The 15,138-nt window shown below is 68.8% G+C and carries 14 protein-coding genes and 1 pseudogene; 9 read left to right on the forward strand and 6 right to left on the reverse strand.

Features of this window, described 5'->3' with window-relative positions:
* Positions 1–55 precede the first annotated feature (55 nt).
* From HEP74_RS20910 to tssB, 3 genes are all read right to left on the reverse strand, one after another.
* A complete protein-coding gene (locus tag HEP74_RS20910; RefSeq protein ID WP_185814493.1) occupies positions 56–559 on the reverse strand; it encodes an Hcp family type VI secretion system effector in 504 nt (167 codons plus the stop codon).
* Positions 560–651: 92 nt separating this feature from the next.
* Entirely contained in the window at positions 652–2,145 is a 1,494-nt protein-coding gene (gene tssC / locus HEP74_RS20915; protein WP_185814494.1) for a type VI secretion system contractile sheath large subunit, read from the reverse strand.
* Positions 2,146–2,148: 3 nt separating this feature from the next.
* Positions 2,149–2,655 (reverse strand): type VI secretion system contractile sheath small subunit, encoded by a 507-nt coding sequence (tssB, locus tag HEP74_RS20920; RefSeq protein ID WP_145704028.1) that lies wholly within the window; start codon positions 2,653–2,655, stop codon positions 2,149–2,151.
* A gap of 418 nt (positions 2,656–3,073) precedes the next feature.
* Between tssB and HEP74_RS20925 the strand changes: the two are divergent.
* Positions 3,074–3,529: pseudogene (locus HEP74_RS20925) on the forward strand (helix-turn-helix domain-containing protein); the annotation flags it as partial.
* Positions 3,530–3,721: 192 nt separating this feature from the next.
* Here the strand turns inward: HEP74_RS20925 and HEP74_RS20930 are convergent.
* The gene (locus HEP74_RS20930; RefSeq protein WP_185814496.1) at positions 3,722–4,168 is read right to left on the reverse strand and encodes a universal stress protein; all 447 of its coding nucleotides are present in this window, start codon (positions 4,166–4,168) and stop codon (positions 3,722–3,724) included.
* A 79-nt stretch (positions 4,169–4,247) separates the two neighbouring features.
* Positions 4,248–4,814 (reverse strand): maltose acetyltransferase domain-containing protein, encoded by a 567-nt coding sequence (locus tag HEP74_RS20935; RefSeq protein WP_185814497.1) that lies wholly within the window; start codon positions 4,812–4,814, stop codon positions 4,248–4,250.
* A 152-nt stretch (positions 4,815–4,966) separates the two neighbouring features.
* Here HEP74_RS20935 and HEP74_RS20940 point away from each other — a divergent pair, with 152 nt between their 5' ends.
* From HEP74_RS20940 to HEP74_RS20975, 8 genes are all read left to right on the forward strand, one after another.
* The gene (locus HEP74_RS20940; RefSeq protein WP_185814498.1) at positions 4,967–6,904 is read left to right on the forward strand and encodes a M61 family metallopeptidase; all 1,938 of its coding nucleotides are present in this window, start codon (positions 4,967–4,969) and stop codon (positions 6,902–6,904) included.
* A 382-nt stretch (positions 6,905–7,286) separates the two neighbouring features.
* Positions 7,287–8,030 (forward strand): endonuclease/exonuclease/phosphatase family protein, encoded by a 744-nt coding sequence (locus tag HEP74_RS20945; RefSeq protein WP_185816754.1) that lies wholly within the window; start codon positions 7,287–7,289, stop codon positions 8,028–8,030.
* Complete coding sequence (gene clsB / locus HEP74_RS20950) at positions 8,027–9,244, forward strand: cardiolipin synthase ClsB (protein ID WP_185814499.1); 1,218 nt, start codon at positions 8,027–8,029, stop codon at positions 9,242–9,244. The genes HEP74_RS20945 and clsB overlap by 4 nt, the downstream gene beginning before the upstream one ends.
* Positions 9,241–10,245 carry a putative bifunctional lysylphosphatidylglycerol flippase/synthetase gene (locus HEP74_RS20955; protein ID WP_255427822.1) on the forward strand — a complete coding sequence of 335 codons (1,005 nt, stop codon included), beginning with the start codon at positions 9,241–9,243 and terminating at the stop codon, positions 10,243–10,245. Before clsB ends, HEP74_RS20955 begins: the two co-directional genes overlap by 4 nt.
* A 287-nt stretch (positions 10,246–10,532) precedes the next feature.
* Entirely contained in the window at positions 10,533–11,009 is a 477-nt protein-coding gene (locus HEP74_RS20960) for a hypothetical protein (protein ID WP_185814501.1), read from the forward strand.
* Positions 11,010–11,123: 114 nt separating this feature from the next.
* Entirely contained in the window at positions 11,124–11,510 is a 387-nt protein-coding gene (locus HEP74_RS20965) for a VOC family protein (protein WP_185814502.1), read from the forward strand.
* Positions 11,511–11,683: 173 nt separating this feature from the next.
* Positions 11,684–12,724, forward strand: coding sequence for a sensor histidine kinase (locus HEP74_RS20970; RefSeq protein WP_185814503.1), 1,041 nt, complete (start codon positions 11,684–11,686; stop codon positions 12,722–12,724).
* A complete protein-coding gene (locus tag HEP74_RS20975) occupies positions 12,721–13,425 on the forward strand; it encodes a LytR/AlgR family response regulator transcription factor (RefSeq protein ID WP_185814504.1) in 705 nt (234 codons plus the stop codon). The genes HEP74_RS20970 and HEP74_RS20975 overlap by 4 nt, the downstream gene beginning before the upstream one ends.
* Here the strand turns inward: HEP74_RS20975 and HEP74_RS20980 are convergent.
* Positions 13,403–14,788: a serine hydrolase domain-containing protein gene (locus tag HEP74_RS20980; protein ID WP_185814505.1), complete on the reverse strand. Its 1,386-nt coding sequence runs from the start codon at positions 14,786–14,788 to the stop codon at positions 13,403–13,405. The genes HEP74_RS20975 and HEP74_RS20980 overlap by 23 nt on opposite strands.
* Between the last annotated feature and the right edge of the window lie 350 nt (positions 14,789–15,138).

Genomic DNA, 15,138 nt, shown 5'->3' on the forward strand with positions numbered 1-15,138 from the left:
GGCGCCGTCGCAACGACGGCGCCGGGGTGCGAGGCGGCCGCAGCCGCCGCCGCGGTCAGGCCTTGGCCACGCCCTGGATGTCGTAGGTGAATTCCTTCGCCCCGCCCTGCGCGATGCCCTTGTCGTCCTGCGGCTGGAAGCTGTACTTGAACTTGCCGAAGTGCAGGGTCACGTTCTCGGTCAGGCGATCCTCGCCACCCGAGCCGCCAGTGGACAGCGAGGTGATCAGCACGCCTTCGCTCAGCTCGATGGTCAGGAAGTCGCTCTGTTCGCCGGTGGCGTTGGTCACGTACAGCCACGCCGTGTCCACGCGCGCGCCGGTGCACACCGCATCGAGCAAGGCGTTGGAGCAGCCGTCGACGTACTTGGTGATGGAGATGTCCTGGATGTGCGCCTTGCCGCCGCTGGCCGAACCGCCACCGGTGTGCAGGTCGCCGGAATTGCTCGCGCCCCACGACCAGGCCAGGATCGGCACCTCGCCCTTGTGCTTCTTGTGGTTGGACGCGCCTTCGATCTTGACCTTGCCGCTGCCGAACTTGATATGCATGTCGAACGCCATGGAACTGCTCCTCTAGTGAAAAACGGACAACGATGGATCGGTGTACGGCGCGCATCGTCTGCGCGCCGACGCCGTGGCACGATGGCGCCGGGTCAGGCCTTGGCCGCCGACGGCAGCCGCGACACCAGTCGCAGCGACACGGTCAGCCCTTCCAGCTGGTAATGCGGTTTCAGGAAGAACTTGGAGGTGTAGTAGCCGGGTGCGCCCTCCACTTCCTCCACCACCACCTCGGCCGCGGCCAGCGGCTTGCGCGCCTTGGTGTCTTCGCTGGAGTTGGACGGATCCCCATCGATGTACTGGGTGATCCAGCGGGTCAGCCACGCCTGCATCTGCTCGCGATCGCTGAACGAACCGATCTTGTCGCGCACGATGCACTTCAGGTAATGCGCGAAGCGGCAGCAGGCGAACATGTACGGCAGGCGCGCGCCCAGTGCGGCGTTGGCGGTGGCGTCGGGGTCGTCGTACTCGTCGGGCTTGTTCAGCGACTGCGCGCTGATGAAGGCGGCCATGTCCGAGTTCTTGCGATGCACCAGCGGCATCAGCCCCATCTTGTCCAGTTCGGCCGAGCGGCGGTCGGTGATCGCCACCTCGGTCGGGCACTTCATGTCCACGCCGCCGTCGTCGGTGGGGAAGGTGTGCGTGGGCAGGCCTTCGACCGCGCCGCCGGACTCGATGCCGCGGATCCGCGAACACCAGCCGTACTGCTTGAACGAACGGTTGATGTTCACCGCCATCGCATAGGCCGCGTTCTGCCAGGTGTACTTGGCCGAATCGGCGCCGGTGGTCTCTTCCTCGAAATCGAATTCCTCCACCGGATTGGTGGTGGCCCCGTACGGCAGCCGCGACAGCGTGCGCGGCATCGCCAGGCCGATGTACTTGGAATCCTCCGACTCGCGCAGCGAACGCCATGCGGCGTAGTCCGGCGTGGAGAAGATCTTGGCCAGGTCGCGCGGGTTGGACAGCTCGTTCCAGTTGTCCATGCCCATCAGCTTGGGCGCGGCCGCGGAAATGAACGGCGCATGCGCGGCGGCGGCAACCTGGGCGATGCCGTTGAGCAGCTCCACGTCGGGCGGGCTGTTGTCGAAGTAGTAGTCGCCGACCAGGCAGCCGTACGGCTCGCCGCCGAGCTGGCCGTATTCCTGCTCGTAGACCTTCTTGAAGATCGGGCTCTGGTCCCAGGCGGTGCCCTTGTAGCGCTTGAGCACCTTGCCCAACTCCTTCTTGGAGATGTTGAGCACGCGGATCTTCAGCTGCTGGTCGCTCTCGGTGTTGCTGACCAGGTAGTGCAGGCCGCGCCAGGCGCCTTCCAGCTGCTGCATGTCGGCGTGGTGCAGGATGTAGTTGAGCTGCTCGCTGAGCTTGCGGTCGATCTCGGCGATGTAGGCCTTGATCGTCTGCGACACGTCCTCGCTGACCACGTCGCTGCGGCTGAGCACCTGCTCGGCCAGGGTGCGCACCGCCGACTCCACTTCTTCCTTGGCGCGTTCGCTCTTGGGCTTGAATTCGCGGTTCAGCAGCGCGGCGAAATCGCCCGCTTCCAGAACCTGGGTCGCGCTGCCGGCTTCGGCCAGTTGTTCGCTCGCCATGGCTCAGCCCTCCTTCGGATCGGCAGGCTTGGCCGCCGAGACCAGCGACTGCAGCAGGGCCGGATCGCGCAGCGCCTGCGCGATCAGGTTCTCGGCGCCGGCCTTGCCGTCCATGTAGGTGTCCAGATTGGCGAGCTGGGTGCGCGCCTCCAGCAGCTTGGCCAGCGGCTCGACCTTGCGCGCCACCGCCGCCGGCGAGAAGTCGTCCATGCTCTCGAAGGTGATGTCCACCGCCAGCTCGCCTTCACCGGTGAGCGTGTTGGGCACCTTGAAGGTGGCCCGCGGGCGCATCGACTGCAGGCGGCTGTCGAAATTGTCCACGTCGATCTCCAGCGCCTTGCGTTCTTCCAGCGACGGCAGCTCGCCGGCATTGGCGCCGGACAGGTCCGACATCACTCCCATCACGAACGGGATCTGCACCTTCTTTTGCGCGCCATAGACTTCCACGTCGTACTCGATCTGTACCCGTGGCGCCCGATTGCGCGCGATGAACTTCTGACTGTTTGCCATTGCCTCGTCTCCGATTGAGCTTTTCGACCCGGCCTGCCGGCAATGCCGTGCAGGCCGGCCGCGCACCTGCCGCCGGTTGATCCCCGGGACGCCGACGCGAAACGCCGGCGACGCTCCCCCATCGCGCGCTCGCCGCCGTTCCGCCTCCACGTTCCCCTTGCGCCGTCGGCGCGCGGGCAGATCGCCGCACACCGGGCATCGCATGCCATGCGTCGCGCCGATCCCCTCGGCGCATCCTGCACGGCGCTTTTCAGCGATGCGGCGAGTCTAGGAACGGCCCCGGAAGACCACCCGACATTTCGTCTCAGCGAAGGCCGCGTCTACGCTCGTGCACAAAGTGTGACGACGGTGATGGTTTCGCCCTGCTTCTTCCGGTTGTACCGATGACAGGCCCAGGGGTGGGCCGCGACCGCCGCAGATGACCACGATCCGTCGCATCACCGTACCGGCGCGCATGCAAGCGCGCGCGCACCTCGCCGACGCCGGCGAACCGTTGTTGATCGACCTGCTGGCCTACATCGAGGAGAACATCGGCGAACCGGACTTGGGCGGCGACATGCTGCTGGCCGCGTTCCCGTTGTCGCGCGCCACCTTGTATCGGCTGTTCCAGGCGCGCGGCGGCGTGGCCAGCTACATCCGCGAGCAGCGCCTGCGCACTGCGCACCGCTACCTGCAGTTGCACCCGCAGTGCAGCCTGACCTGGTTGTTGTACGAAATGGGCTTCGCCTCGGAACGGCAGTTCCAGCGCGCGTTCCAGGCCCGCTTCGGCATGTCGCCGGCGCAATGGCGCAAGGCGTGCCGCGCGGCGCCGTGCCAGCCCAGGGAAGAGCGTCGCGGCCCCTACATCCCGATGTGGCGGATCATCCGCGAACTGTGCCGCACCTCGATGGTGGACGATGCGCCGGTGTACGCGCCAACGGAGCCGGCGACGGCGCAATAGCAGCTAGCGCTCCCTGTAGGAGCGGCTTCAGCCGCGACAGAAGCCTTCCCCAGCGCGACCGTTCCCGGCAAGATCCTGTCGCGGCTGAAGCCGCTCCTACAGAAAGCATCGCCCAGCAATCCAACCTCAACGAATCACCAGCACCGGCACCTGGCTGCGCGCCAGCACCTCGGCGGTCTGGCTGCCGAGCAGCACCCGGCTCATGCCGCGGCGGCCGTGCGAGGTCATCACGATCAGATCGCAGCGGTGCGCCATGGCGATATCGATGATGCCCTCCGCCGGATAGCGATCGAGCACATGGCAGCCGTGCGCGATCACCCCGGTGGCCTCGGCGGCGGCCAGCGCCGGCGCCAGGATCTTCTGCGCGCCCTCTTCGCGGTCCTGCCGATATTCGGGCGTGGCCTCGTAGCCCACGCTCCAGCCCATCGCGTCGTACATGCCCATCGCCCAGGGCTCGGACACGGTCACCACATCCACTTCCGCACCGAGCCTGGCGGCCAGCGCCAGGCCCTGCTGCAGCCCCTTGGCGGACAACTCGGAACCATCGATCGCAATCAGTATGCGCTGGTACATCTGCGTGCTCCGGTAACGCCGCTCACAGCGGCATGGGCAGCATTGGACACCCGGCGCGGACGCCGCGCCTTGACCGGGATCAATTTCCGGGCGGTCGCGACGCCAGCGCGCGCGCCGGATTGCCGGCCACGCGCGCACCGGCAGGCACGTCGCGGGTGACCACGCTGCCTGCGCCGATCACCGCATCGTCGCCGATCGTCACCCCGGGCAGCACGATCGCCCCGCCGCCGATCCACACATTGCGGCCGATCGTCAGCGGCCGGCCGAATTCCAGCCCGGCCGCACGCTGCGCCGCATCGCGCGGATGGTCGGCCGCATACAGTTGCACCGCCGGCCCGATCTGGGTGCCATCGCCGATGCTGACCTTGCACACGTCCAGGATCACGCAATTGAAGTTGAGGAACACGTCCTCGCCGAGGAAGACGTTGTAGCCGTAGTCGCAATGGAACGGCGGCCGCACCACCGCCCCGCGCCCGACCGCGCCCAACCGCTCGGCCAGCAACGCGCGCCGCGTCGCCGGCGGCTCGGCCAGCGCCGCGTTGTAGCGCACCATCCACGCCTTGGCCGCGGCCTGATCGGCCTGCAACTGCGCATCGCCGGGCCGATACGGCTCGCCGGCCAGCATCTTGTCTTTCTCGCTACGCATCCTGCCCTCCCAGGCATTGGGGAGGGCACATCATCGCACCGACCACCAGCGCACGCCGCCACTACGGACCGATCCATCTGCCGCACTGGGCGTCCCCACCGGTGCTACTGTCGCGCGCTTGACGCCACCCAATCCAGACCCGGAGCCCCGCCATGCCCGCTGCCATCCGTCTCGTCCCCCGTCGCGCACGCCTGGCGCTGGCCCTGAGCGTTTCCTTGTCGCTGGCGGGTAATGCCGGCGCGCAAACCGTGCGCACGCCCGACGTGCCGCCGCCGCAGGACACGCCGTATCCCGGCAGCATCGCGCTGCAGGTGGATGCCGGCGACATGCGCCAGGGCATCTACCGGGTGCGCGAGACGATTCCGGTCGCGGCCGGGCGGCTGACGCTGCAGTATCCGCAGTGGATCCCCGGCGACCATTCGCCGAGCGGGCCGGTGGCGATGCTGGCCGGGCTGACGCTCACCGCCAACGGCGCGCCGCTGGCGTGGCGCCGCGACACCTTCGATGTCTACAGCTTCCACGTGGACGTGCCGCAGGGCGTGTCCGCGATCGAGGCCAGCTTTCAGTACCTGTCGCCGCGTGACGACGGCTTCGAGATGACCGACAGGATGCTGCAGCTGGAATGGAACAAGCTGGCCTTGTATCCGGCCGGCCACTACACGCACGGCATCACCGTGGTGCCCAGCGTGACCCTGCCCGCAGGCTGGCAGTTCGGCACGGCGCTGGAGACCGCCACGCAGTCCGGCGCCAGCACCACGTTCAAGCCGGTCGATTTCGAAACCCTGGTCGATTCGCCGATCTACGCCGGCCGCTATTTCAAGCGCGTGGATCTCACCCCGCCGGGCAGCGCGCCGGTGCATCTGGACGTCGTCGCCGATACGCCGGCGTCGCTGGAGATCACGCCTGCGCAGTTGCAGGCGCACCGCAACCTGGCCGTGCAGGCGCTGAAGCTGTTCGGCTCGCATCACTACGACCATTACGATTTCCTGTTCTCGCTGTCCGATGTGCTGGGCGGCAACGGTCTGGAACACCACCAGTCCAGCGAGAACGGGTTGGAGGCGGACTACTTCAGCGCCTGGGCCGACAACGCGCCCGACCGCGATCTGCTGGCGCACGAGTACACGCATTCGTGGAACGGCAAGTTCCGGCGCCCGGCCGATCTGTGGACGCCCACCTTCAACGTGCCGATGGGCGATTCGCTGCTGTGGGTCTACGAGGGGCAGACCCAGTATTGGGGCTATGTGCTCACCGCGCGCGCCGGGATGTGGACGCCGGAACAGTTCCGCGATGCGCTGGCGATGACCGCGGCCAACTACGACCGCAACCGCGAAGGCTTTCAGTGGCGTTCGCTGAAGGACACCACCAACGATCCCACCGCCGCGCATCGCGCGCCGCTGCCCTACCGCAGCTGGCAGATGAGCGAGGACTATTACAGCGGCGGGCAGATGCTGTGGCTGGCGGTGGACGCCAAGCTGCGCGCGCTCAGCCACGGCCGCAAGTCGCTGGACGATTTCGCCAAGGCCTTCTTCGACGTGGACGATGGCAGCCACACAGTCAGGACCTACAGCTTCGACGATGTGGTGGCCGCACTCGATGGCGTGGCCGCGTTCGACTGGGCCGGCTACCTCGCACCGCGCGTGGATGCGGTGAACCCGCCGCTGCTGGAAGGGCTGCAGGCCAGCGGCTGGAAGCTGGTTTATACCGACCAGCCGAGCGCGTTCGAGAAGCAGTACGACAGCCGCCACCAGTCGGCGCGCCACCGCTACAACTTCGCCTGGTCGATCGGCCTGGTGATGAACGACGATGCCAGCATCAACGACGTGGTGTGGGACGGCCCCGCGTTCAAGGCGGGCGTCAGCACCGGCGCCACGCTGCTGGCGGTCAACGGCCAGGACTACACGCGCGAGGTACTCAAGCAGGCCATCGCCGAGGCCAAGGGCGGCACCGCGCCGATCGTGCTGACGCTGAAGTTCCAGGGCGGCGTGCGCAGCGTGGAGGTGAACTACCACGACGGCCTGCAGTACCCGCACCTGGTGCGGGTGGACGGCACGCCGGACAGCCTGAGCCAGGTCATCGCCGCGCGGCGCTGATGCGGCTGGCTACCGGTTCCTAGCCGGCTTGGCCCACATCGCTTGCGCCGCAGCCGCTCGGCGCAAGCTGGATGGCTGAGGCACCTACCCGCGCTCGCCTCGGCCGCTCGCCCAGGCCATGCGTCGATGGCACCGAATGGCGGTGCCATTGACCTGCGAGTTGCAGGCTGCAGCGTCTCGCGCGGCGTTCTCGATCGTCCGGCCTCCTCTGTGAAGCCACTCGATGCGCCAGGCGCGGCGGGAACGCACGCCGGTTCGCCGTGAGGCACGCCAACGGTCAGCGATGGGCGGGAAGCGCAGTCGAACCGGCGCGCCTGCAATCCTCACGCCCCGCACGCACCGCGTCGGCAGAATGAAGGACGGTTCCCCGTCCGGGTCGCGCATGCCCTCGATCAACGTGCTGACCGTCAACGTGCACATGGGCTTCAATCTGCTCAACCGCCGTTTCGTGCTGCCCGGATTGCGCGAGGCGATCCGCGCCGTGTCCGCCGAGATGGTGTTCCTGCAGGAAGTGCTGGGCGAGCATGCGCTGCATGCAATACGCCATACCGATTGGCCGGCGCAGACCCAGTACGAATTCCTCGCCGACACCCTGTGGCCGCAGTTCGCCTACGGCCGCAACGCGGTCTATCCGCACGGCCACCACGGCAACGCGCTGCTGTCGCGCTTCCCGATCGCGTCGTCGGCCAACCGCGACGTGTCGGTGCACGGTCACGAACAGCGCGGGCTGCTGCACGCCATCGTGCGGATACCCGGCCTCGATGCCCAGCTGCACACGGTCTGTGTGCACCTGGGCCTGCGCGAGGCGCACCGGCAGCGGCAGATCGGGCTGCTGTGCGGCATCGTCGCCGAGGAGATTCCGGCCGACGCGCCGCTGATCGTGGCCGGCGATTTCAACGACTGGCGCGTGCGCGGCCATCCGCTGTTGCGCCGCTGCGGTTTGCAGGAAGCCTTCGAGCACCTGCATGGACGTGTGGCGCGGACTTTCCCGTCGCGCTGGCCGCTGCTGCCGGTGGACCGCATCTATCTGCGCAACGCCCGCATCGAAGCGGCGCGCGTGCTGACCGGCAGGCCCTGGTCGCACCTGTCCGACCATGCGCCGCTGCTGGCGAGGATCGCGCTGTGAAGCGGGCGCGGGCGATCGATTCGCGCTGGCGCCAGGGCCACCGCCTGCGCCTGCTGGAGAACGGCGATGTCTACTTCGCGCGGGTGTATGCGGCCATCGACGCCGCGCAGCGCGAAGTGCTGCTGGAAACCTTCCTCTGGTTCGAGGACAAGGTCGGCATCCCGCTCAAGGACCGTCTGGTCGCAGCGGCGCGGCGCGGCGTACGCGTGCACCTGCTGGTAGATGCGTTCGGCTCGCCGGACCTGTCGCCGGGGTTCGTGCGCGAGCTGATCGAGGCCGGGGTCGAGTTGCGCATGTTCGACCGCCAGCCGACGCTGCTCGGCATCCGCCTCAATGTGTTTCGGCGCATGCACCGCAAGCTGCTGGTCGTCGACGGCACGATCGGCATGGTCGGCGGCATCAACTACGCCGCGGATCACCTGACCGATTTCGGCCCGGAGGCCAAGCAGGACTACGCCGTGGAGGTCGAGGGACCGGTGGTGGCGGACATCGTGTCCTTCATGCACCGGGCGATGCGGACCCACGGCACCGGCGAAGGATGGCAGCCGCAGGAGCTGGCGGACGCAGCGCGCGCCGCAGGCGCGGCCGAGGTGTGTTTCCTGCCGCGCGACAACGGGCGCCGCTCGCGCAGCATCGAGCGCGCCTATCGGCAGGCGTTCCGCCAGGCGCAGCGCGAGATCGTCATCGCCAACGCGTATTTCTTCCCCGGCTACGGTTTCCTGCGCGACCTGTGCGCCGCATCGCGGCGCGGGGTCAGGGTGTGCATGCTGTTCCAGGGGCAGCCGGACACGCCGCTGGCGCTGATCGCCGCGCGTGCCCTGTACCGGCACCTGGTGGACGCGGGCGTGCACATCTTCGAATACTGCGAACGCCCGTTCCACGGCAAGGTCGCGGTGATCGACGACCACTGGAGCACGGTGGGGTCCAGCAATCTGGACCCGCTGAGCCTGTCGCTCAACCTGGAGGCCAACCTGCTGATCCGCGATGCGGCATTCGCACGCGAACTGCGTGGTTGCCTGCGCCGGCTCATGGACGCGCACTGCCGCCGGGTCGCGCCGGCGAACGTGCCGCGTGGGCGCCTCTGGCAACCGGTGCTGCGCCCGGTGCTGTTCCATGTGCTGCGCAATTTCCCGCAATGGGCCAGCCGCCTGCCGGCGCGCACGCCGCGCACGGCGCTGCTGCGCCCGCCGCGCCGCGGCGGTCCGTCGCCATGACTGCCGTGCCCACCGTGCCCGCCCGCCGCCGACGCTGGCAGTGGATGCGCCGCGCCGCCTATCTGGCGTTCCTGGCGCTGGTGGCGTTCCTGCTGGTGCGCTATGGGCGCTCGGTGGATTGGGCGCAGGTCGGCGCCACGCTGGCCGGCTACGGCGGTGGCCCCCTGGCGATCGCAGCCGGACTGACCCTGGCCAGCTACGCGTTGTACGCCTGCTACGACCTGGCCGCGCGGCGCTATGCCGGACACACGCTGGCCACGCCGCGGGTGATGTCCATCGCGGTCATCGCCTACGCGTTCAGCCTCAACGTCGGCGCGCTGGTCGGCGGCGCGGGCTTCCGCTACCGGCTGTACGCGCGCGCGGGACTACCGCTGGCGACCATCGGCCGCATCGTCGCCTTCGCCATCGGCACCAACTGGATGGGCTACCTGCTGCTGGCCGGCACGCTGTTCGCCAGCGGCCGCTTGCGCACCCCGCCGCAGTGGCCGCTGGGCACGGCGCACCTGCCGTGGCTGGGCGCGGCGATGCTGCTGGCCGTGGCCGCGTATCTGCTGGCCTGCCACCTGGCGCGCGGACGCGCGCTCGAGGTCCGCGGCCATGCCCTGCATCTGCCGCCGCTGCGGCTGGCAGGGCTGCAGCTGGCGCTGGGCGCCGCCAATTGGACGCTGATGGGCACCCTGCTGTTCGTGCTGATGCCGCCGGGCGTGGACTATGTGTCGGTGCTCGGAGCGCTGCTGATGGCGGCGGTTGCCTCCGCCATCGCGCACATTCCCGCCGGCATCGGCGTGCTGGAGGCGGTGTTTCTGCCCATGCTCGGCGCGCAGGCGCCGCAGCCACAGCTGCTCGCCGCCTTGCTCGCCTATCGCGCCTTCTATTACCTGGGGCCGCTGCTGCTGGCGACCGCCGGCTACGCCGTGGCCGAGGCGCGCCGGCGCCGCGGCAGCGCAGCGACACGGCGCGGCCATGGGACGGGCTACCGCGACGACCGCCAACCGCGGTGACCCCCGCGCGGCATCGTCTCCGCTCGGCGTGGGGCGATCTTCCGATCCAGGGCAGGCGGCGGCGGTGAACGGCCGCACCCCTCCGGTGCCGAGTCCGACCGCCATCCGACCACCGCGGCGCAGCGCCAAGCCAACCGCGCCCCCCCGTTCGAAATGTGGCGGGACTCGCTCAGATTATGTGATCATCAGCACATTCCTGTCGTACGCCTTCGCCGTGCCGGACGCTCACCCGTTTGCGTCAGTGCGTGGCGGCGCAGCTCATGCAACGGACGCCAGAAGGAAGTTCCATGTTCGATCGGTTCGTGAAGACGACAGCGCCAGCGTTCGCCGCGCACCCCAGGCGCGATCGCGCCATCGCCCCTTCCCCCAAGAAGATCGTCCGGCGCATGGTCCTGCTGGCGCTGGCGGCGCTGGCGCTGAGCGGTTGCCAGCCGCGCCAGACCGGCATGTTCTCGACCCTGGAACTGGACAAGGACGGCCTGCTGTACGGCTACGAGATCTTCATCGTCAAGGCCGATCGTGGCGCGAGCGCAGGCCAGGATTACTACGCGATCGTGCAGTGCGCCGACGGCAAGGCCGGGCCGCCGGCGATCGGCCAGGTGACGATGACCGCCGACCAGGTGCGCATCGCGCTGCCGCCGCACGCGACGCCGGGCTGCCCCTCCTCCACCTTCGTCGGAACGGTGGGGTTCAAGGAACTGGCCGGCCATTTCGCCGGCGGCGAGCAACTGGCACTGGCGCGCAAGTACAGCTTCTGGGAATGAACGCATTCCCCCAGGCGCAAGCGTCTGGCGCTTGATGCCGTGCCGCGGCGCGGCTTGACGCTGCGACCAAGCCGCGAAACCATCCTCGACCATCGCCCCGTCCTGGAACATCCGATGAAGCGCGTCACCGGCATTGGCGGCATCTTCTTCAAGGCCAACGACGCTGCGGCGTTGCAGGCTTGGTACAAGCGGCACCTGGGCATCGACGTGCAGGAATGGGGCGGCACCGCGTTCTCCTGGACCGACGCTGCCGGTACGCCGGTCGCCGGCAGCACCATCTGGTCGATCGGCGCGGCGCAAGGCGATCAGTTCGCGCCCAGCACCGCGCCTTTCATGATCAATTACCGGGTCGAAGATCTGCACGCGCTGGTTGCGGTATTGCGCGAGGAAGGCTGCAACGTGCTCGAGCGCGTGGACGACTCCGAATACGGGAAATTCGCCTGGGTCATCGATCCGGAAGGCAACAAGGTGGAGCTTTGGCAACCGCCTGCCGGGCAGTGAGCCGCCAGGCTGCATCGGCGGGCGCTGCGACTGCGGGCGCCCAGCATCCCCCGCGGCCACGATTGCAGACGAAGCCGACGCCAGGCGCCGCCGGGGTGTAACCGCGCCGCGCTGCGAACAAGGGCGACGCAGCGGCCTGCAACGGCGCTAAAGTAGCGGCCCGATTGCCGGACATGCCCTCCGTGACGCCCAAGTTCTGGCTGCTGCAAGCGTTCGGCTGGTCGCTGTTCCTGTCGATCGCCTACGCCGCGCGTCCGAGCGAAGCCGCGATCGCCGATGCGCTGCAGTTCATGGCGATGTGCGCATTGAGTGCGGCCGGGCTGGCGGGAAGCCTGGGGTTGCGCTGGATCTACCGGCGGTTGCAGGCCGATGGCTATGGCGATGTGCGCTGGCTGGGCATCCTGTTTGCCGCAAGCGTGCTGGCGGCCGTGGCGATCGACCTGCTGTTCCACGCCGCGCTGTCCCTGGGCGCAGGCCTGGCCCCGGCCCTGGCAGCGCTGCGGGAAGCGCAACCGGCGATGTCGCGCGCGCCGCTGCTGGCCGTGGCGTATATCGCCTGGAGCCTGCTGTACCTGGCCATCAGCCGGCAGACCCGGCTGCAGCAGGCGGCACGCACCCAACGCGATCTGCAGCTGGCGTTGAAGGACGCGCAACTGCAGCGCCTGCTGGGCCAGCTCAGCCCGCATTTCACCTTCAATACGCTCAACAACATCCGCGCGTTGATCCTCAAGGACCCGGAGGCGGCGCGCGAGCAACTGACGCGCTTCGCGGCCACGCTGCGCTATCAGTTCTCCGGCGGCGACGAGGCCCTGGTGTCGGTACGCGAAGAACTCGATGTGGTGCGCGACTACCTGGGCCTGGTCGGCCTGCAGCTGGGCGCGCGGCTGCGCTACCAGGAACAGGTGGACCCGCAGGCGCTGGCGATGCGCGTGCCGCGCTTCTGCCTGCAGCTGCTGGTGGAGAATGCGATCAAGCATGGCCTGGGGCCGAGCAGCACCGGCGGCGAACTGCAGGTCTGCGTGGCCATGCAGCGCGGCGGTCTGCACCTGGAGGTGCGCAATAGCGGCCGGCTGCGCAGCGACGACGGACAAGGCACCGGCTTGAACAACCTGCGCCAGCGCCTGCTGCTGTCGTTCGGGCCCAGCGCCGGCTTGCGCCTGGTTCAAGAGGAAGAGTGCGTGGTGGCCAGCGTGTGGATAGGAGCGGCGGCGTGATCGAAGCGGTGATCGTGGAGGATTCGGAACTGGCCCGTTTCGAGTTGCAGCATCAACTCAAGGCCTATCCGCAGGTGAGCGTGGTCGGCCACGCGGCCGACGTGGAGGCGGCGGTCGCGCTGATCGAAGCGGTCGCGCCCGATGTGGTGTTCCTGGATATCGATCTGCCCGGCGGCAATGCCTTCGACGTGCTCGAACGCCTGTCGCAGGTGCCGCGCATCGTCTTCACCACCGCCTTCGATGCCTATGCGCTGAAGGCCTTCGCGTTCAACACCGTGGACTACCTGCTCAAGCCGATCGAACCGCAGCGGCTCGCGCAGGCGATCCAGAAGCTGTCCGAGTCGATGCCGGCGAGCCCGGCGCGGCGTTCGATGGACAGCGCCATCTTCATCAAGGACGGCGAGCACTGCTTCCTGGTCAAGCCGCGCGACGTACGCGTCATCGAGGCGGTCGGGAACTACAGCCGCGTCCACTTCCAGCAGCATGCGCCGCTGCTGTATCGCCCGCTCGGCGCGATCGAGGCGCAGCTGGCGCCGGACAAGTTCTTCCGCGCCAGCCGCAAATACATCGTCAATCTCGACTACGTGGAGCAGGTGGCGCCCTGGAGCAACGGCGGCCTGCTGCTCACGCTGCGCGGCGGGTTGGAGGTGGAGGTATCGCGGCGGCAGAGCGCGCGCTTCAGGGAACTGTTGAGCCTGTAGCCGCATCCGCCTCGCGCACGCCGGTGCTGTCGCCCATCAGCCGGTCGTGCAAGGTCATCGTGGCCCGGCCAGCGCGGTCCTGGCCGAAGCTCAACGCATCCAGTCCCCCGTCCAGATAGTAGCGGCCGTCCGCATGCGCCTGCAGCGGCAGCGCATCCTCGCCGTCGCGCTGCAGCTGCAGGCGGCCATCCACTTGCGCAAGCACGCGGGCGCCGTCGGCGAACCGGTACTGCCCGGTGCGGCCCGGCGGCAGCGCATGCGCCGGGTCCGTGCCGGCATACGGCCGCCCGGCCGCCATCGCCGCCAGGCGCACGGCCAGCGTGGTGGGATCCAGGAACTCGGCATTGGTGAGCACCGCCACGAACACGTCCGGCTCGCCGATGCGCACCACGTAGCTGTTGAAGCCGTTGATGAAGCCGCCGTGCTCCACGTCCGGCAATCCGTTCGCCTGGCCGATGATCCAGCCGAAGCCATAGGGCGACAGGGTGCCGTCGGCGAGCCTGGTCTTGGCCATGGCCTGGGCGAGCGCGGCGGCCGGCAGCAGCGTGGCGTCGCGCAGCGCGCGGTGCCAGATCGCCAGGTCGTCCACGCTGCTGATCAGGCCGCCGGCGCCCTGCGGCTGCGACATGCTGATGAAGTCCGCGTTCTGCAGCGCCTGCCCGGCACGGCGATAGCCATGGGCGCGGTGCGGGACCAGCGCCAGGTGATCGTCGTAGCGCGTGTGGGTCATGCCCAGCGGCTGAAAGATGGCCTGCTGCATGTAGGCCGCGTAGGGCTGGCCGGTAAGGCGTTCGATCAGATGGGTCAGCACGATGTAGTTGGAATTGCTGTAGCGGAACCGCGCGCCCGGCGCGAACTCCAGCGGCAGGTCCTGGAAGTACCCGATCAGGCGCATGGCGTCGGTGTCCTCGCGGCGCGCAGCGCGCGAGGCGGGGATGCTGCTGACGTTCTTGATGCCCGAGGTATGCGTCAGCAGCTGGCGGATCGTCACGTTCGCCAACGGGCCGTGCAATGCCGGATCCAGCGACAGCAGCGTCGCCTCCAGGTCCAGCTTGCCGGCCTGGACCAGCTGCAGCACCGCCACCGCGGTGAACTGCTTGGTGACCGATGCCAGGCGCAATGCCGACTCCGGCTGCATCGGCACGCCATTCTCCACATCGGACAGGCCATAGGCCTGGCGCAGCAGCACCCGATCGCCGCGGGTCACCAGCACCACGCCACCTGGCCCGGCGTCCTTGAAGAAGTCCGTGGCCGCCTGGGCCAGGCCCGCCTCCGCTGGGGCCGCAGCAGCCCCCGCCGCGGCATGCGCGGTGCCGGCCATGGCCAGGACCGCTGCCAACAACCACGCCAAACGATGTGTCATGCGCCTTCCCCTTGGTGATGTAGGGCAAGGCTGGCGCGCCCAGGCGTCGCACTCCAGCGACCTATGACGGACGGGCGGCACGCCGCGTGAGCGGTCGTCGGAACGGATGAGTGGAGGCGCGGGCGCGGGATCTGCGCGGCAAACGCGGCCGTTGCAGTGCAGGCTGGCAGGCTGGCCGGCGGATCCCGCGGATGCGCCAGCGGGGAAGGCCGCCGCCGCGAGCGACTGCGTGCCTGCGGGCCCCTCGCAGCGCGCCGCTCCAACTCGCTGCGGCATGCGGCCCGGCGACAAAGAGCAGGGCCAGGGCGTGCGGCCGATTCCCGATCAAGCCGCCCAGGAATGGCAGACGC

This window comes from Xanthomonas sp. SS (genome assembly GCF_014236835.1).
Lineage (GTDB): Bacteria > Pseudomonadota > Gammaproteobacteria > Xanthomonadales > Xanthomonadaceae > Xanthomonas_A.